The sequence below is a fragment of the Streptomyces parvulus genome (assembly GCF_014648855.1).
GTDB classification, from domain to species: Bacteria; Actinomycetota; Actinomycetes; order Streptomycetales; family Streptomycetaceae; genus Streptomyces; species Streptomyces parvulus.
The window spans coordinates 22,492-40,032 of record NZ_BMRX01000009.1; the positions used below are offsets into that span (position 1 = coordinate 22,492).

Genomic DNA, 17,541 nt, shown 5'->3' on the forward strand with positions numbered 1-17,541 from the left:
AGCTGTCGTGAAGGACGCCTTCGGCATCCCGCAGTCCCTGCTCGTCCTCGGCGGTACGTCCGAGATCGCGCTCGCCACCGCGCGCCGCCTGGTGGCCCGCCGCACCCGCACGGTGTGGCTCGCCGGCCGCCCCTCCCCCGCCCTGGACGCGGCCGCCGAGCAGCTGCGCGGCCTCGGCGCCGAGGTGCGCACCGTCGCCTTCGACGCGCTCGACCCCGAGTCCCACGAGGCGGCGCTCGGCAAGGTCTTCGCCGAGGGGGACGTGGACCTCGTCCTGCTCGCCTTCGGCATCCTGGGCGACCAGGCGCACGACGAGCGCGAGCCGCTGAACGCCGTGCGGGTCGCGCAGACGAACTACACCGGCGCCGTCTCGGCCGGCCTGGTCAGCGCCCGCGCGCTCCAGGCGCAGGGCCACGGCTCCCTCGTGGTGCTCTCCTCGGTGGCCGGCGAACGGGCCCGCCGGGCCAACTTCATCTACGGCTCCAGCAAGGCCGGCCTGGACGCCTTCGCCCAGGGGCTGGGCGACGCGCTGCACGGCACCGGTGTGCACGTCATGGTCGTACGCCCCGGGTTCGTCCGCTCGCGGATGACCGCCGGGATGGAGGAGGCGCCGCTCGCCACCACGCCCGAGGCAGTCGCCACGGCGATCGAGCTGGGCCTGCGGCGGCGCTCGGAGACGGTCTGGGTGCCCGGCGCGCTGCGGGTGGTGATGTCGGCGGTGCGGCACCTGCCGCGGACGCTGTTCCGACGGCTGCCGGTGTGACGTCAGGCTGCCGGGCGGGCCGGTGTCACCGGCCGGGCAGCGAGCCGCTCTCCACGCGTCCGGCCTGCGGGGGCACGGTGGCGCTGCCGAAGGGGAACTCCCGGAGCTTGCGCCACACCCCGTCGGAGCCCTGCTCGTAGAGCGCGAAGCCGGTGCAGGGCCACTGGGCCGCGTAGTCGGACAGCTCCTCGTAGGCGCGGTCCATCGCCGCTTCCTCGATGCCGTGCGCCACGGTGACGTGGGGGTGGTACGGGAACTGCAGTTCGCGTGGCACCGGGCCGGAGGCGTCCCGCACCCGCTTCTGGAGCCAGGCGCAGGCGGCGGCGCCCTCGACCACCTGGACGTAGACGACGGGCGACAGCGGACGGAAGGTCCCGGTGCCCGACAGCCGCATCGGGAAGGGGCGGCAGCGGGCCGCGACCTCCGCGAGATGCGCCTCGACGGCGGGCAGCGCGCCGGCCTCGACCTCGGTCGGCGGCAGCAGGGTGACGTGCGTGGGGATGCCGTGAGCCGCGGCGTCGCCGAAGCCCGCGCGCAGCTGCTGGAGCTTGCTGCCGTGAGGCTCCGGGACCGCGATCGACACGCCGATCGTTACGGTCCCCACGTCGTCTCCTTCGGTACGTGTCACTCGTCGTATGTCGCTGTGTCGGACACCCGGCTATCGACTGTACGGCCACGACCGTGCCCGGGGCAGGCGCAACCGGAGTGATGTGCAGCGCTACGGCGGCATGCCGGGGCGCACGGCGGGGCCGGGACCAGGGCCGGGGCGGCGGCCCCGGGTCAGTGCTTGGCGGGCAGGAAGCCCACCATGTCGTACGTCCGGGAGAGGGTCTCGGCGGCGACGGCGCGGGCCTTCTCGGCGCCCTTGGCCAGGATCGAGTCCAGCGTCTCCGGGTCGTCCAGGTACTGCTGGGTGCGCTCCCGGAAGGGGGTCACGAACTCGACCATGACGTCGGCGAGGTCCGTCTTGAGCGCGCCGTAGCCCTTGCCGGCGTACTTCTCCTCCAGCTCGGCGACGCTCGCGCCGGTGAGCACCGAGTAGATCGAGAGGAGGTTGCTGACGCCCGGCTTGGCCTCGCGGTCGAAGCGGATCACGGTGTCCGTGTCGGTGACCGCGCTCTTCACCTTCTTGGCGGTGGCCTTGGGCTCGTCCAGGAGGTTGATCAGGCCCTTCGGCGTGGACGCCGACTTGCTCATCTTGATCGACGGGTCCTGGAGGTCGTAGATCTTCGCCGTCTCCTTGAGGATGTACGCGGAGGGCACGGTGAAGGCCTCGCCGAAGCGGCCGTTGAACCGCTCGGCCAGGTCGCGGGTCAGCTCGATGTGCTGGCGCTGGTCCTCGCCGACCGGCACCTCGTTGGCCTGGTAGAGCAAGATGTCCGCGACCTGGAGGATCGGGTACGTGAAGAGGCCGACGGAGGCGCGGTCGGCGCCCTGCCTGGCGGACTTGTCCTTGAACTGGGTCATGCGGCCGGCCTCGCCGAAGCCGGTGAGACAGTTCATGATCCAGGCGAGCTGGGCGTGCTCGGGGACGTGGCTCTGCACGAACAGGGTGCAGCGGTCGGGGTCCAGGCCGGCCGCCAGGAGCTGGGCGGCGGCCAGCCGGGTGTTGGCCCGCAGTTCCTTCGGGTCCTGCGGGACCGTGATGGCGTGCAGGTCGACGACCATGTAGAACGCGTCGTGGGTCTCCTGGAGGGCCACCCACTGGCGGACGGCGCCGAGGTAGTTGCCGAGGTGGAACGAGCCTGCGGTGGGCTGGATTCCGGAGAGTACGCGCGGGTGGTCAGTCGCCATGCCCGTCATTCTCTCAGAGAGAGTGGCGGGTTCCGTGCGTGGGGAACCGCGGGGCGCTTCAGCCCAGGTCGATCTCCGGATACAGGGGGAAGCCCTGCACCAGGTCGGTCGCCCGCTGCGCGATCTCCTCCGCGACCTTGTCGTCGAGGACGTGGGACGCCTTCGACGGGGCGCCCGACTTCGTGGTGCCCTGTTCCGTGGCCGTCAGGACGCGGTCGATCAGGCCGGCGACCTCGTCCATCTCCGCCGTGCCCAGACCGCGGGTGGTGAGGGCCGGGGTGCCGACGCGGATGCCGGAGGTGTACCAGGCGCCGTTCGGGTCGGACGGGATGGCGTTGCGGTTGGTGACGATGCCGGAGTCGAGGAGCGCGGCCTCGGCCTGGCGGCCGGTGAGGCCGTAGGAGGACGCCACGTCGATCAGGTTGAGGTGGTTGTCGGTGCCGCCGGTGACCAGGGTGGCGCCGCGCCGCATCAGGCCCTCGGCGAGCGCGCGGGCGTTGTCGACGATGCGCTGGGCGTAGTCCTGGAAGGCGGGCTGCCGGGCCTCGGCGAGGGCGACGGCCTTGGCGGCCATGACGTGCGGCAGCGGGCCGCCGAGGACCATCGGGCAGCCGCGGTCGACCTGGTCCTTGAGGGAGTCGTCGCACAGGACCATGCCGCCGCGCGGGCCGCGCAGCGACTTGTGGGTGGTGGTCGTCACGATCTGGGCGTGCGGGACGGGGTCGAAGTCGCCGGTGAGAACCTTGCCCGCGACGAGACCGGCGAAGTGCGCCATGTCGACCATGAGGGTCGCGCCCACCTCGTCGGCGATCTCCCGCATGATCCGGAAGTTCACCAGGCGCGGGTACGCGGAGTAGCCCGCGACGATGATCAGCGGCTTGAACTCGCGGGCGGAGGCGCGCAGGGCCTCGTAGTCGATGAGGCCGGTGGCCGGGTCGGTGCCGTAGGAGCGCTGGTCGAACATCTTGCCGGAGATGTTCGGGCGGAAGCCGTGCGTGAGGTGGCCGCCGGCGTCCAGGGACATGCCGAGCATGCGCTGGTTGCCGAAGGCCTGGCGCAGCTCGGCCCAGTCGGCGTCGGAGAGGTCGTTGACCTGGCGGGCGCCCGTCTTCTCCAGGAAGGGCACCTCCACGCGGGCGCCGAGGACGGCCCAGAAGGCGACCAGGTTGGCGTCGATGCCGGAGTGCGGCTGGACGTAGGCGTGCCGGGCGCCGAAGAGTTCGCGGGCGTGCTCGGCGGCGAGGGACTCGACGGTGTCGACGTTGCGGCAGCCGGCGTAGAAGCGGCGGCCGACGGTGCCCTCGGCGTACTTGTCGCTGAACCAGTTGCCCATCGCGAGGAGGGTGGCCGGGGAGGCGTAGTTCTCCGAGGCGATCAGCTTGAGCATCTCGCGCTGGTCGGCGACCTCCTGGCCGATGGCGTCCGCGACGCGGGGCTCGACGGCGCGGATCGCTTGCAGCGCGGCTCGGTAGGCGACGGACTCGGGGGTGAGGTCTGCGGACATGGGGGCCTCCGGACGTTGGAATCAGCGTTCAGGTCGGCCCAGGCGCTCGGCACTCGTTCTTCTTGGGCCGCTCCCCGATGGTTGGTCCATCCCAGCGCGCCAGTCACGGCCCGGGGCCAGGCTACCGGAAAGCGTCTGCGGGGTTGCTGTCCGTCGCGGAGTGCGGCGTCGTCGTGGCTGGTCGCGCAGTTCCCCGCGCCCCTTGAAGCCCCTACGGGGCCGATCAAGGGGAAGCTACAAGATCACGTGGGGCAGGAAGCGGGCGTATTCGTCCGTCACCAGGCCCGACGACTCCCTGATGCCCAGGCCCGCCGACTCGTTCTCCACCACCCAGGCGCCGAGGACCACGCGGTTGCCGTCGAAGTCGGGGAGGGGGGCGAGGGCCTGGTAGCAGCAGGGCTCGGTGCGGGGTGTGGGGTCGGTGCCCGGTTCGTGGATCGTGACGCCGGCGCCCTCGCGGCCCAGCAGTGGCTTGGCGACCCAGCCGGTGGTGCCGGCCAGCTCCCTCGGGCCGTCCAGGTAGGCCGGCAGGAGGTTGGGGTGGTCCGGGTACAGCTCCCAGAGGACGGCCAGCAGGGCCTTGTTGCTGAGCAGCATCTTCCAGGCGGGCTCGATCCACAGGGTGGTGCCGGTGCCGCCGCCGTTGTCGAGGGTGTCCAGGACGTGGCCGGCGAAGCGGTCGGTGGTGAGCCACTCCCAGGGGTACAGCTTGAACAGGCTGCGGATGAAGCGCAGCCTGTTGTCGACGAAGCGGCCGGAGAGGCGGTCCCAGCCGATCTCCTCCATGGAGATCCAGTCGGTCTCCAGGCCGGCCTGCTCGGCGGTCTCCTTGAGGTAGGCGACCGTCATCAGGTCCTCGCCCAGCTCGTCGTCCGAGGAGTGCGCGAAGTACAGGGGGTTGCCGGGCGGGAGCAGCGCGGCCTGCTTCTTCCAGGCGTCGACCAGCCGCTCGTGGAGGCTGTTCCACTGGTCGGCGCCGGGGAAGCGCTCCTCCATCCAGAACCACTGCGGGGACGCGGCCTCGACCAGCGAGGTCGGGGTGTCCGCGTTGTACTCCAGCAGCTTGGCGGGGCCGGTGCCGTCGTAGCGCAGGTCGAAGCGGGCGTAGACGGAGGGGAGTTCGGCGCGCCGGTGCCAGGCCTCGGTGACCGCCGTGACGATGCGGGGGTCGGTGATGCCCAGGTCGGCGAAGCGGTCCTCGGCGACGATGTGCGCGGCGGCGGCCAGGCACATGCGGTGCAGTTCCTCGACGACCTCCTCCAGCGCCTCGACCTCCGGCAGGGAGAAGACGTAGTGGGCGCTCTCGTCCCAGTAGGGGCGCAGGGAGCCGTCGGGGTAGCGGGTCAGGGGGTAGATCAGGCCCTGTTCCTCGACGGTCTCCTGCCAGCCGGTGCGCGGGGCGATGGTGCGGCGTTCCACGCGCTCAGCCTCCGCCGCTGCCGCCCGAGCAGCCGAAGCCGCCCCGGTCCACGGCCTCGTCCCGGCTGAAGGTGCCGTCGTCGGCCCAGCCGCCGCTGACGTCGGCGTCGTAGTACCAGTCGCCGTCGGCGGACTTCTTCTTCTTGCCGCCCTTGCCGTACGAGCCGCCGGACGAGCCCGACTTGCAGTTCTGGTCGGAGACGACCTTGTAGCCGTTGAGGTAGTCGTAGCTGTCGCGGTCCACGCAGCGGCGGTCGGGATCCGAGCCGCATGCGCTCAGGGCCGCCGCGAGCATTCCCATGCCGCCGAGCACCACGGTGCTCGACCGCAGCCGTCGCCGGGTCTCTGCCATGTCCTCGTCTCCCCGTTGTCCGTGCGCTTGTACGACAGTTGGGCCGGTCGAGTGTACGGCCCCCGTCGCGGGTGGACTTTACGGCAGCGCCCGGCACAGGGCGTCCAGTGCCCCCGCCCAGGCGTGGTCCGGCGGGGTGCCGTAGCCGACGACGAGGGCGTCCAGCGGGGGGACGGCGGCTTCGGGGTGCCGGAACATGGCCAGTCCGTGGACCGCGAGTCCGTGCCAGGCGGCGGCGCGGACGGTCTGCCGCTCGGTGCCGGGCGGCAGTTGGAGGACGGCGTGGAGTCCGGCGGCGATGCCGGTGACGCGGACGCCGGGCGCCCGTTCGGCGAGGGCGGCGACCAGGGCGTCGCGGCGGCGCCGGTAGCGCAGCCGGGCGGCGCGGACGTGGCGGTCGTAGTCGCCGGAGGCCAGGAACTCGGCCAGGGTCAGCTGGTCCAGGACGCCCGGGGTGCGGTCGGCCATGCCGTCCATGACCTCCTCGACGAGCGCGGGCGGCAGGACCAGCCAGCCCAGGCGCAGGGCGGGGGCGAGGGACTTGCTGGCGGTGCCCAGGTACACGACGCGGTCGGGGTCCAGGCCCTGGAGGGCGCCGACGGGCTGGCGGTCGTAGCGGAACTCGCCGTCGTAGTCGTCCTCCAGGACCAGGCCGCCGGTGCGGCGGGCCCGGTCGATGAGCGCGGTCCGGCGCGCGGGGAGCAGCGGGAGGCCGAGAGGGAACTGGTGGGACGGGGTCAGCAGGACGGCGTCGGGGGCGGCCGGGCCGTCGGGCGGCAGCGTGCCGCGGTCGTCGAAGGGCAGCGGGGGCGTGGCGCAGCCCGCCTTCGCGAGGAGCCGGCGGTGGTGGGGCAGGCCGTAGGACTCGACCGCGACGGTGCTGCCGCCGCGGCGGCGCAGCAGGTCCGCGAGGACGCCGAGGCCGCCGAGGAAGCCGGCGCACACCACGATCCGGTCGGGATCGGCGCGCACGCCCCGGGCGCGGGACAGGTACCCGGCGAGCGCCGTGCGCAGTTCGACGCGGCCGCGGGGGTCGCCGTAGCCGAGGGCCTGGTCGGGGGCGGCGGACAGGGCGCGGCGGGCGGCCCTGAGCCACTGGGCGCGGGGGAACGAGGCGAGTTCGGGGGTGCCGGGGATCAGGTCGTAGGCGGGGCGGCCCGGTGCGCGCGGGTGCGGCGCCGGGCGGGGGTCGGGGGCGGCAGGGGTGCGGTCGGCGACCCGGGTGCCGGAGCCCTGGCGGGCGGCGAGCCAGCCCTCGGCGATCAGGTCGGCGTAGGCCTCGGCGACCGTGTTGCGGGCCAGGCCGAGGTCGGCGGCGAGCGAGCGGGAGGAGGGCAGCCGGGTGCCGGGCGCCAGCCGGCCGCCGCGGACGGCCTCGCGCAGCGCGTCGGTCAGGCCCCGCCGCAGCCCCGGTCCGGAGCGGTCCAGGTGCAGGTCGACCCCGAAAGTGGCCCATGATTTCGCCATGGGAATGGACCATACCCCTGGGCTGCATCGCTCTTAGGGTCGGTCGTATGACGACGCACACGACGACCGACGCGAACACCACCCCCGAGCCCTTCGCCGCCGAGCACGCTCCCCGGCTGGAGTGGGCCAAGCACGCACCCGAGGTCTGGAAGGCGATGCTGCGCCTGGAGAAGGCCGCCGGGCAGGGGCTCGAACCGAAGGTGCGGGAGCTGGTGAAGATCCGCGCCTCCCAGCTGAACCACTGTGCCTTCTGCCTCGACATGCACACCAAGGACGCGCTGGCGGCCGGTGAGAGCGTGGAGCGGATCGTGCAGCTCGCGGCGTGGGAGGAGTCGCGGCACTTCTACACGGAGCGGGAGCTGGCGGCGATCGAGCTGACCGAGGCCGTCACGGTGCTGACCGACGGCTTCGTGCCGGACGCGGTGTACGAGAGGGCCGCCGCGCACTTCGACGAGCCCGAGCTGGCGCAGCTGATCGCCGCGATCACGGTGATCAACGCCTGGAACCGCTTCGGCGTGAGCTGCCGGCTGACGCCGGGCCACTACACGCCGGGGCAGTACGCGTGACACCTCGTACGACGCGCCTGGACGCGGAGGTCCGCACCGCGCTCCGGGCGGTGGGCGCGGCCGCGAAGCGGGGCCTCGGTGACGCGGGGCTCGCGGAGCTGGTGCAGGTCCGCGCCTCGCAGCTGAACCACTGCGCCTACTGCCTCGACATGCACCTGGGCATCGCCCGCGAGCAGGGGGTGGACGGGCGGCGGCTGGATCTGCTGGCCGCCTGGGAGGAGGCCGGGGAGGTCTTCGACGCCCGGGAGCGGGCCGCGCTGGCGCTGACCGAGGCGGTCACGGTGCTGACGGAGGGCTTCGTGCCCGACGCGGTGTACGAGGAGGCGGCCCGGCACTTCGACGCCGGCGAGCTGGCCCACCTGATCGGCCTCATCTCGGCGATCAACGGCTGGAACCGGCTGATGGTCGCCCGGCGCATCCCGGCGGGGGGCACGGCGTGGTGACGGCCGGGGCGGAGCGGTTCCGCGCGCTGCACCGCGGCCGTGCGCCGGAGGACCCCCTGGTGCTGCCCGGCCCCTGGGACGCGGCGAGCGCGCGGGCGTTCGCGGAGGCGGGGTTCCCGGCGCTGGCGACGCCCAGCGCCGGGGTCGCGGCCAGTCTCGGGTACGCGGACGGGCGGACCCCGGCCGGCGAGATGTTCGCCGCCGTGGCACGGATCGCGCGGGCCGTGGACGTGCCGGTGTCGGCGGACGTCGAGGGCGGCTACGGGCTGGCGCCAAAGGAGCTGGTGGAACGGCTCCTGGAGGCGGGCGCCGTGGGGTGCAACCTGGAGGACTCCGCGGACGGGGTGCTCAAGGACCCGGCGGAGCACGCCGAGTGGCTGGCCGGGGTGCGGGCGGCGGCGGGCGGCGACCTGTTCGTCAACGCCCGCGTCGACACGTTCGTCAGGGGCGTCGACGACCCCGGTGCGGCGATCGGGCGGGCGGCCGCGTACGTGGCCGCGGGTGCCGACTGCGTGTACCCGATCGGCGCCCCGGCCGCCGTACTGCCGCTGCTGCGGGCGGGGATCCAGGGCCCGCTGAACGTGCTCGCCCGGCCCGGAGAGGGCCCCTCGCCCGCCGAACTCGGCGGACTCGGGGCCACCCGGGTCACCTTTGGGCCGGGTCTCCAGCGGTACGCCGACGCGGCGGTGCGGAAGGTCGCGGCCCGGCTGGCGCGGTGAGGGTCAGGACAGCCACGCCTTCCAGACGGACTCGTGGCTGTCCACCCACTTCTTCGCGGCCTCCTCGGGCCGCATCTTCTGCTCGGCGATCATCAGGGAGACCTGGTTCTGGTCCTCGGTCGTCCACTTGAACCTCTTGAGGAGGTCCGCCGCCCTGCCGCCCTTCTTCGCGAAGTCGGCGTTGAGGTACTTCTGGAGCGGGGTGACCGGGTAGGCGCAGTCGACCTTCTCCGGGTCGGCGTCGCAGCCCTCCTTGTACGGCGGCAGCTTCACCTCGGTCATCGGGACCTTCTCGAACAGCCACTGGGGGGTGTACCAGTAGCTGAGGAAGGGCTTCTCCTCCTTGGCGAACTGCTTGATCTGGGTGATCTGGGCGGCCTCGGAGCCGGCGAAGACGACCTGGTAGTCCAGGTCCAGGTTCTTCACCAGCGCCTTGTCGTTGGTGACGTAGGACGGGGAGCCGTCCAGGAGCTGGCCCTTGCCGCCGCTCTCCGCGGTGCGCAGCAGGTCGGCGTACTTGTCGAGGTTCTTCCAGTCGGTGACGTCGGGGTGCTTCTTCGCGAAGTACGTCGGGACGAACCAGCCGATGTGCCCGGTGACGCCGAGGTCGCCGCCGGCGGCGATGGTCCCCTTGTCCTCGACGTACCGCTGCTCCTGCTCGGGGTGGCCCCAGTCCTCCAGGATGGCGTCGACGCGGCCCTGGCTGAGCGCGTCCCAGGCGGGCACCTCGTCGACCTGGACGGTGTCGACGCGGTAGCCCAGCTCGTGCTCCAGCAGGTACTGGGCGACGGCCACGTTGGCCTGGGCGCCGACCCAGGACTGCACGGAGAGGGTGACGGTCTTGGCGCCCCGGGCGTTGGCGAACGGGGACGCCTGCTTGGTCATGTCGGCGGCGCCGCAGCCGGTCAGCAGCGTGAGCGCGGCGGCCGAGGCGACGGCCGCGGTGGTGCGTACGCGCATGTCAGGCTCCCTTCCTGGTGCGGCGGGCGGTGGGCTGGGTGACGCGGTCGAGCATCAGGCCGAGGCAGACGATGGCCGCGCCGGCCACCAGCCCGCTCGCCAGGTCGCCCTGGGCCAGGCCGAAGACGACCTGGTAGCCGAGCGCGCCGCCGCCGACGAGGCCGCCGATGATGACGACGGCGAGGACCAGGACGACGCCCTGGTTGACGGCGAGCAGCAGGGCGGGGCGGGCCAGCGGGAGCTGGACCTGCCGCAGTTGCTGTCCGCTGGTCGCGCCGAGCGAGCGCGCCGACTCCAGGGCGGCCGGGTCGACCTGGCGCAGTCCCTGGGTGGTGATGCGGACGACGGCCGGGAGGGCGTAGACGACCGCGGCGGCCACGGCGGGCGCGCGGCCGACGCCGAACAGGGCGACGACGGGGATCAGGTACACGAACTGCGGCATGGTCTGGAAGACGTCCAGGACCGGCCGCAGCAGGCGCTCGAAGCGGTCGCTGCGGGCGGCGGCGATGCCGGTCGCGAAGCCGATGACGAGGGTCACCGCGACGGCCGCGAGGACCTGCGAGAGCGTGTCGAGGGACGGGGTCCAGACCCCGAGCACGCCGATCGCGGCCATGGCGAGGACCGCGGTGAGGGCGGTGCGCCAGGTGCCGATCAGCCACGCCAGGGCGGCGACGGCGAGGAGCACCGACCACCAGGGCAGCCACTGGAGGCCGTCCCGCAGCGGGTTGAGGACCCAGCTGGTGAAGTGCGCGGCCCAGTCGGCGGTGCCGCCGACGACGGGGACGCCGGAGTAGAGGTGGGCGGTCATCCAGTCGACGGCCCGGTTGACGGGCTCGGCGATGTTCACCTCCCAGCCGTCGGGCCAGTCGAGGAAGCCGGCGAGGCGTCCGGCGACCGCGACGGCCGCGGCGGCGCCGAGGGCGTACAGCCAGGTCAGCGGGGACCTGCCGGGCTCCCCGTCGTGCTGCTCCCCCGCCGCGCCGGTCACGCGGTCCAGGACGACGGCGAGCAGCACGATGGGGATGCCGGCGGCGAGGGCGGCGCCGACGTCGACCGAGGCGAGCGCCTGGTAGACGCGGTCGCCGAGGCCGCCGGCGCCGATGACGGAGGCGATGACGGCCATGGAGAGCGCCATCATGATCGTCTGGTTGACGCCGAGCAGGAGTTCCTTGCGGGCCAGCGGGACGCGGGCGGTCAGCAGCCGCTGGCGGGCCGTGGTGCCGAGGGACTCGACGGCCTCCAGGACCTCCTTGTCGGCGCCGCGCAGGCCCAGCGAGGTGAGCCGGGCCATGGGCGGGGCGGCGTAGACGACGGTGGCCAGGACGGCGGCGGGGACGCCGATGCCGAAGACCAGGACGACCGGGAGCAGGTAGGCGAAGGCGGGCAGCACCTGCATAGTGTCGAGCACCGGGCGCAGCACGCGGTCCATCCGGTCGGACAGGCCGGCGGCCAGGCCCAGCAGGGCGCCCACGACGACCGACGCGAGGACGGCGACGACCATCAGGGCGAGGGTCTGCATGGTCGGCACCCACATGCCGAGCAGTCCGCAGGCCAGGAACGCCACGGCCGTGCCCAGCGCCAGCCGCACGCCGGCCACCCGCCAGGCGACCAGGGCGCCGATCGCGGTGACCCCGGCCCAGCCGACGGCGAGGAGGGCGAGGTACACGGCGCGTACGGCGAGGACGACGACGTTGCTGACATGGCCGAAGAAGTAGAGGAACAGGGGGTGGCTGTCGCGGTTGTCGATGATCCAGTCGCTGGCCCTGCCGAGCGGCTCGGAGACGTCGACGGTCAGGGCGCTCGGCCAGGTGGCGCCGCCCCACTGGGTGACGGCCAGGGGGACGAGGATCGCGGCGGCGATGGCGAGGGCCAGCAGCTTGCGGACGGCGGGGTGGGTGAGGAAGCCCGGCGGGGCCGTCTTCTGGGTCGACGCGGTGAGCGTTGCCATCACGCCGGCTCCTCGCTGGTGGCGGGGGGCGGGGTGGGTGGCTCTCGGCGCTCGGCCGGTGCCGCTCTCGGTGGGACGGGTGCCGCCCCAGCGGCACGACTGCCCGCAGCCGCGTCGGCGCCGTCCGCCGCGGTGGCCGCGGCGGCCGTGCCCGCCACCACCGACAGCAGGGATTCCGCGTCGACCACGCCCAGGCAGCGGCCGTCGGACATCACGCGGGCCGGGGAGCCGGCGCGGGCGACGGCCTCGATGGCCTCGGAGACGGTGGCCCCGGGGCGGATCGCCGGGCCGGTGCCGGCCTCGTCGGCCGAGGACGCGGGGCGCATCGCGGTCCGCACGGTGAGGACCTGCTCGCGCGGCACATCGCGGACGAACTCGCGGACGTAGTCGTCGGCGGGCGAGCCGACGATCTCCTCCGGGGTGCCGAGCTGGACGACGCGCCCGTCGCGCATCAGGGCGATGCGGTCGCCGAGCTTGAGGGCTTCCTGGAGGTCGTGGGTGATGAAGACCATCGTGCGGCCCTCCTCGCGGTGCAGCCGGACGACCTCCTCCTGCATGTCCCGCCGGATCAGCGGGTCGAGCGCGCTGAACGGCTCGTCGAAGAGCAGCACCTCGGGGTCGACGGCGAGGGCGCGGGCGAGGCCGACGCGCTGGCGCTGGCCGCCGGAGAGCTGGCCGGGGCGGCGCTGTTCCAGCCCTTCGAGGCCGACCTTGGCGACGATGGCGGCGGCGCGCTCGCGGCGCTCGGCGCGGCCGACGCCCTGGACCTCCAGGCCGTAGGCCACGTTGTCGAGGACCGTGCGGTGCGGGAGCAGACCGAAGTGCTGGAAGACCATCGCGGCCCGGTGCCGGCGCAGTTCGCGCAGCCGGGACTTGTCCATGGCGCGGACGTCCTCGCCGTCGATGGCGATGGAGCCCGCGGTCGGCTCGATGAGCCGGGTCAGGCAGCGTACGAGGGTGGACTTGCCGGAGCCGGACAGGCCCATGACGACGAAGACCTCGCCCTTGCGCACGTCGAAGGAGACGTCCGCGACGGCGGCCGTGCAGCCGGTGCGCGAGCGCAGCTCGGCCGGGCTCAGGGCGGCCAGTTCGGGGTCGGCGGGTACCCGGTCCGCCTTGGGGCCGAAGACCTTCCACAGTCCGTCCACGGCGAAGACGGGGGCCGTGCCCTCGTCGGTACCCGGCGGCGTACTGGCGCTGGTGGCGGTACTCATCGGGCGTCACCACCGATCAGCTCGACGGCGCGCTCGCCGACCATGAGGACGCCGATCATCGGGTTCACGGCGGGCATGGTCGGGAAGACGGAGGCGTCGGCAATGCGGATGCCCTCCAGGCCGCGGATGCGCAGTTCGGGGTCGACGACGGCCCGTTCGTCGGTGGCGGCGCCCATCCGGCAGGTGCCCGCCGGGTGGTAGACGGTGTGGGCGACCTTGCGGGCGTACTCGCTCAGCTCCTCGTCACCGGTGACGTCGGGGCCGGGGCAGACCTCGCGCTTGAGCCACCCTGCCAGCGGCTGGGTCTTCGCGATCTCGCGGGCGATCCTGATGCCGTCGACGAGGGTGCGGCCGTCGTAGTCGTCCTCGTCGGTGAAGTAGCGGAAGTCCAGGGCGGGCTTCACGGACGGGTCGGCGCTGGTCAGGGAGAGGCGGCCGCGGGACTTGGGCTTGGGGATGTTCGGGGTCATGGAGACGCCGAACTCCGGGCGTTGGTAGCCGAGGCGCTCCGGATTGTCCGTGAACGGGATCTGGTAGAAGTGGAACATCAGGTCGGGGCCCGGGTGTTCGGGGTCGCGGCGCACGAACAGGCCCGCGTCGGAGTCCATCGCGGAGTTGTCCGGGATCGGCCCGTCGGTCTCCCAGACGATCACCGACTCCGGGTGGTCGAGCAGGTTCTCGCCGACGCCGGGCAGGTCGAGCGCCACGGGTATGCCGAGCGCTTCGAGGTCGGCGCGGGGGCCGATGCCGGAGTGCAGCAGCAGGCGCGGCGAGTCCACGGCGCCGGCGCAGAGCACGACCTCCTTGCGCGCCTTGACCAGGATCTCCTCGCCGTCCTTGGTGCGGACGTGGACGCCCTCGGCGCGGGTGCCGGCCAGCTCCAGCCGGTACGCCCAGGTCTCCAGCATGAGGGTGAGGTTGGGGCGCTCGTCCATCACCGGGTGCAGGTACGCCACCGAGGCGGAGGAGCGCTTGTTGTCCTCGGGGTGGTAGGCGAGGTCGAAGAAGCCGGCGCCCTCGCCGAAGGGCTTCTTGTTGAACCCCTCGATCACGGGCACGTCCAGCGCCTTGTGCGCGGAGTCGACGAAGTCCCGGGCGATGGCGTTCCGGTCCTTCTCGTCGACGGGGACGATGTTGTTCTTCAGCCGCGCGAAGTAGGCCTCCATCTGGACCGCGCCCCAGCCCTTGGCGCCGGCGGCCTCCCACTCGTCCCAGTCGGACGGCAGCGGCTTGAAGGCGATGAGGGTGTTGTGCGAGGAGCAGCCGCCGAGCACGCGGGCGCGGCTGTGCCGGATGTGCGAGTTGCCGCGCGGCTGCTCGGTGGTGGGGTAGTCGTAGTCCAGCTCGCCGCCGAGCAGGCCCATCCAGCGGCGCAGGGTGAGCACGTCGTCGCGGCCGACGTCGCTGGGGCCGCCCTCGATGACGGCGACGGTGACGTCCGCGTTCTCGGTGAGCCGGGAGGCGATCACCGAGCCCGCCGTGCCGCCGCCGATGACGACGTAGTCGTAGACGTGGTGGGTGTCTGGCATGGGGGTACTCCAGTGGGGCGAGCGGATGGTGCGGGGAGGTCCTGGGAGGGGCGCGGTGTCAGCCGGTGAACCAGCGGACGGGCTTGGGCGCGAGGTTCTGGTAGACGTGCTTGCTCTCGCGGTACTCGGCGAGGCCGGCGGGGCCGAGTTCGCGGCCGACACCGCTCTTGCCGAAGCCGCCCCACTCCGCCTGGGGCAGGTAGGGGTGGAAGTCGTTGATCCACACGGTGCCGTGCCGCAGCCGGCCCGCGACCCGGCGGGCCCGTCCCGCGTCGGCGGTCCAGACGGCACCGGCCAGACCGTACTCGGTGTCGTTGGCCAGGGCTACGGCTTCGTCCTCGGTGCGGAAGGTCTCGACGGTGAGGACGGGTCCGAAGACCTCCTCGCGCACGACGCGCATCTCGCGGTGGCACTGGTCGAGGACGGTCGGCTCGTAGAAGTAGCCGCCCTCCGGCCGCTCGGGGGACGGCTCGGGGCGCTTGCCGCCGCAGCGCAGCACGGCGCCCTCGGCGAGGGCGGAGGCGACGAAGTCCTCGGTCTTGGCGCGCTGCTGCTCGGAGACGAGCGGGCCGCACTCGACGCCGTCCTCGGTGCCCCGGCCGAGGCGGATCTTCCGGGCGCGGCGGGCGAGTTCGGCGACGAAGCGCTCGCGCACGGACTCCTCGACGATGAGCCGGCCGCCCGCGGAGCAGACCTGCCCGCTGTGGATGAAGGCGGCGTTGAGGGCCTGGTCGACGGCGGTGTCGAAGCCCTCGTCGGTCTCGCAGGCGTCGGCGAAGACCACGTTGGGGTTCTTGCCGCCGAGTTCCAGGGCGACCTTCTTGACCGTGACGGCGGCGGCCTGGGCGACCTTGGTGCCGCTGACCAGGCCGCCGGTGAAGGAGACCAGGTCGACGTCGGGGTGCTCGGCGAGCCGGGCGCCGACGGTGTGGCCGGGGCCGGTGACGATGCCCGCGACGCCGGTGGGGAGCCCGGCCTCGACGAGCAGGTCGATCAGGGCGACGGTGGTCAGCGGGGTGATCTCGCTCGGCTTGATCACGAAGGTGTTGCCGGCGGCGAGGGCCGGAGCGATCTTCCAACTGGCCTGCAGCAGCGGGTAGTTCCAGGGCGTGATCATGGCGCAGACGCCGACCGGCTCGTGCACGACGACGCTGTGGATCTCGGGCGAGCCCGCGTCGACGACCCGGCCGGGGGCCTCGCCCGCGACCAGGTCGGCGAAGTAGCGAAAGGCGTCGGCGACGCAGTCGATGTCGACCCGGCCCTCCTCCACCGTCTTGCCCGCGTCGCGGCTCTCCAGCAGTCCGAGCCGCTCGCGGTCGCGCACGAGGAGGTCCGCGACCCGGCGCAGCAGGGCGGCCCGTTCGGCGACGGGGGTGTGCGGCCAGGGCCCGTCGTCGAACGCCGTCCGGGCGGCGGCCACCGCGAGGTCGGTGTCCTTCTCGTCGCCCTCCGCGACCACGGCGAAGGGCAGGGCGTCGGCGGGGTCGAGGATGTCGCGGGTGGCGCCGGAGGACGCGGCCAGCCAGCGGCCGCCCGCGTGGATCGTCCGGTGACCCCGTTCCGCCTGGGGTTCCGTGCTGTTCGCCATGGTGGGATTGCCTTCCGTTCCTGATCAACACCCCTGTGTCACACGCGTGTCACTCCCGGGGACCGAGCCCCTGCCCCGGAGCCCTCCAGGCATGCCGATTCGGGCATCGAAAGTGCGGCGCATCACTGAGGAAGGGAACGAAGAAGGCATTGCGGTCCCGGGACGGGTCCGCGGAGGGGAAACGGGTGCGGCAATGGAAAGGGTCCGGAAACGGGAACGGGCCCCGCGCCGGTCGTACCGGTGCGGGGCCCGTTCGGGGCGGGGCGGGGTCAGAGCAGACCGAGACCGCGGACCGCGTCGCGCTCCTCCGACAGCTCCTTGACGGAGGCGTCGATGCGGGCGCGGGAGAACTCGTTGATGTCCAGGCCCTGGACGATCTCGTACTTGCCGTCCTTGGTGGTGACGGGGAAGGAGGAGATCAGGCCCTCCGGGACGCCGTAGGAGCCGTCGGACGGGATGCCCATGGAGGTCCAGTCGCCGTCGGCGGTGCCGTTGACCCAGGTGTGCACGTGGTCGATGGCGGCGTTGGCGGCGGAGGCGGCCGACGAGGCGCCGCGGGCCTCGATGATGGCCGCGCCGCGCTTGGCGACGGTCGGGATGAAGTCCTCGGCCAGCCACTTCTCGTCGTTGACGGTCTCGGCCGCGTTCTTGCCGCCGATGGTGGCGTGGAAGATGTCCGGGTACTGGGTGGCCGAGTGGTTGCCCCAGATCGTCAGGCGCTTGATGTCGGCGACCGTCGAGCCGGTCTTCTTCGCGAGCTGGGTCAGCGCGCGGTTGTGGTCCAGGCGGGTCATCGCGGTGAAGCGCTCCGCCGGTACGTCCGGGGCGGCGGCCTGCGCGATGAGGGCGTTGGTGTTGGCCGGGTTGCCGACGACGAGGACCTTGATGTCGTCCGCGGCGTGGTCGTTGATGGCCTTGCCCTGCGGCTTGAAGATGCCGCCGTTGGCCTCCAGGAGGTCGCCGCGCTCCATGCCCTTGGTGCGGGGGCGGGCGCCGACGAGGAGGGCGACGTTGGAGCCGTCGAAGGCCACGTTCGGGTCGTCGGTGATCTCGATGCCCTGGAGGAGCGGGAACGCGCAGTCGTCCAGCTCCATCGCGGTGCCCTCGGCGGCCTTGAGCGCCGGGGTGATCTCCAGGAGGCGGAGCTTGACCGGCACGTCCGCGCCGAGCAGCTGGCCGGAGGCGATGCGGAAGAGCAGGGCGTAACCGATCTGGCCGGCCGCGCCGGTGACGGTGACGTTCACGGGAGTGCGGGTCATGGCGTTCTCCGTATGA

16 protein-coding genes and 1 riboswitch are annotated in these 17,541 nt (G+C 73.0%); of the genes, 4 read left to right on the forward strand and 12 right to left on the reverse strand.

The annotated features are described in order from the left end of the window. Positions 1–7: 7 nt before the first annotated feature. Positions 8–763 (forward strand): decaprenylphospho-beta-D-erythro-pentofuranosid-2-ulose 2-reductase, encoded by a 756-nt coding sequence (dprE2, locus tag IE108_RS18350; protein WP_064729449.1) that lies wholly within the window; start codon positions 8–10, stop codon positions 761–763. A 25-nt stretch (positions 764–788) separates the two neighbouring features. Here the strand turns inward: dprE2 and IE108_RS18355 are convergent, their stop codons facing one another. The 6 genes from IE108_RS18355 to pdxR all read right to left on the reverse strand — a co-directional run bounded on the left by IE108_RS18355 (position 789) and on the right by pdxR (position 7,299). After that, entirely contained in the window at positions 789–1,367 is a 579-nt protein-coding gene (locus IE108_RS18355) for a 2'-5' RNA ligase family protein (RefSeq protein WP_064729448.1), read from the reverse strand. A 176-nt stretch (positions 1,368–1,543) separates the two neighbouring features. Beyond that, positions 1,544–2,557 (reverse strand): tryptophan--tRNA ligase, encoded by a 1,014-nt coding sequence (trpS, locus tag IE108_RS18360; protein WP_064731937.1) that lies wholly within the window; start codon positions 2,555–2,557, stop codon positions 1,544–1,546. Between the two features lie 58 nt (positions 2,558–2,615). After that, positions 2,616–4,061, reverse strand: coding sequence for a glycine hydroxymethyltransferase (locus IE108_RS18365; RefSeq protein ID WP_064729447.1), 1,446 nt, complete (start codon positions 4,059–4,061; stop codon positions 2,616–2,618). Positions 4,062–4,090: 29 nt separating this feature from the next. Beyond that, positions 4,091–4,178: riboswitch (ZMP/ZTP riboswitch) on the reverse strand. A gap of 117 nt (positions 4,179–4,295) precedes the next feature. Next, complete coding sequence (locus IE108_RS18370) at positions 4,296–5,480, reverse strand: glutathionylspermidine synthase family protein (RefSeq protein WP_064729446.1); 1,185 nt, start codon at positions 5,478–5,480, stop codon at positions 4,296–4,298. Positions 5,481–5,484: 4 nt separating this feature from the next. Next, a complete protein-coding gene (locus tag IE108_RS18375; RefSeq protein ID WP_064729445.1) occupies positions 5,485–5,832 on the reverse strand; it encodes a hypothetical protein in 348 nt (115 codons plus the stop codon). 78 nt (positions 5,833–5,910) lie between these two features. Then, positions 5,911–7,299 carry a MocR-like pyridoxine biosynthesis transcription factor PdxR gene (gene pdxR / locus IE108_RS18380; RefSeq protein ID WP_064729444.1) on the reverse strand — a complete coding sequence of 463 codons (1,389 nt, stop codon included), beginning with the start codon at positions 7,297–7,299 and terminating at the stop codon, positions 5,911–5,913. 47 nt (positions 7,300–7,346) lie between these two features. On the opposite strand from pdxR, the gene IE108_RS18385 reads away from it, so the two are divergent. The 3 genes from IE108_RS18385 to IE108_RS18395 are packed head-to-tail and all read left to right on the forward strand — an operon-like array spanning position 7,347 to position 9,027. After that, positions 7,347–7,865: a carboxymuconolactone decarboxylase family protein gene (locus IE108_RS18385; protein WP_064729443.1), complete on the forward strand. Its 519-nt coding sequence runs from the start codon at positions 7,347–7,349 to the stop codon at positions 7,863–7,865. Continuing rightward, a complete protein-coding gene (locus IE108_RS18390) occupies positions 7,862–8,308 on the forward strand; it encodes a carboxymuconolactone decarboxylase family protein (protein ID WP_064729442.1) in 447 nt (148 codons plus the stop codon). The genes IE108_RS18385 and IE108_RS18390 overlap by 4 nt, the downstream gene beginning before the upstream one ends. Continuing rightward, positions 8,302–9,027 carry an isocitrate lyase/PEP mutase family protein gene (locus tag IE108_RS18395; RefSeq protein WP_373297002.1) on the forward strand — a complete coding sequence of 242 codons (726 nt, stop codon included), beginning with the start codon at positions 8,302–8,304 and terminating at the stop codon, positions 9,025–9,027. Before IE108_RS18390 ends, IE108_RS18395 begins: the two co-directional genes overlap by 7 nt. Positions 9,028–9,030: 3 nt before the next feature. Here IE108_RS18395 and IE108_RS18400 read toward each other — a convergent pair whose 3' ends face one another. The 6 genes from IE108_RS18400 to IE108_RS18425 all read right to left on the reverse strand — a co-directional run bounded on the left by IE108_RS18400 (position 9,031) and on the right by IE108_RS18425 (position 17,525). Continuing rightward, a complete protein-coding gene (locus tag IE108_RS18400) occupies positions 9,031–9,987 on the reverse strand; it encodes an ABC transporter substrate-binding protein (protein ID WP_064729441.1) in 957 nt (318 codons plus the stop codon). 1 nt (position 9,988) lies between these two features. After that, positions 9,989–11,935, reverse strand: coding sequence for an ABC transporter permease (locus tag IE108_RS18405; protein ID WP_064729440.1), 1,947 nt, complete (start codon positions 11,933–11,935; stop codon positions 9,989–9,991). Next, complete coding sequence (locus IE108_RS18410) at positions 11,935–13,149, reverse strand: quaternary amine ABC transporter ATP-binding protein (protein WP_064729439.1); 1,215 nt, start codon at positions 13,147–13,149, stop codon at positions 11,935–11,937. The genes IE108_RS18405 and IE108_RS18410 overlap by 1 nt, the downstream gene beginning before the upstream one ends. Next, a complete protein-coding gene (locus IE108_RS18415; RefSeq protein WP_064729438.1) occupies positions 13,146–14,678 on the reverse strand; it encodes a GMC family oxidoreductase in 1,533 nt (510 codons plus the stop codon). Before IE108_RS18415 ends, IE108_RS18410 begins: the two co-directional genes overlap by 4 nt. A gap of 58 nt (positions 14,679–14,736) precedes the next feature. Beyond that, on the reverse strand, positions 14,737–16,266 hold the full coding sequence (locus IE108_RS18420; protein WP_064729437.1) for an aldehyde dehydrogenase family protein: 1,530 nt from the start codon (positions 16,264–16,266) through the stop codon (positions 14,737–14,739). A 269-nt stretch (positions 16,267–16,535) separates the two neighbouring features. Beyond that, positions 16,536–17,525: a malate dehydrogenase gene (locus IE108_RS18425; protein WP_064729436.1), complete on the reverse strand. Its 990-nt coding sequence runs from the start codon at positions 17,523–17,525 to the stop codon at positions 16,536–16,538. Positions 17,526–17,541 lie beyond the last annotated feature (16 nt).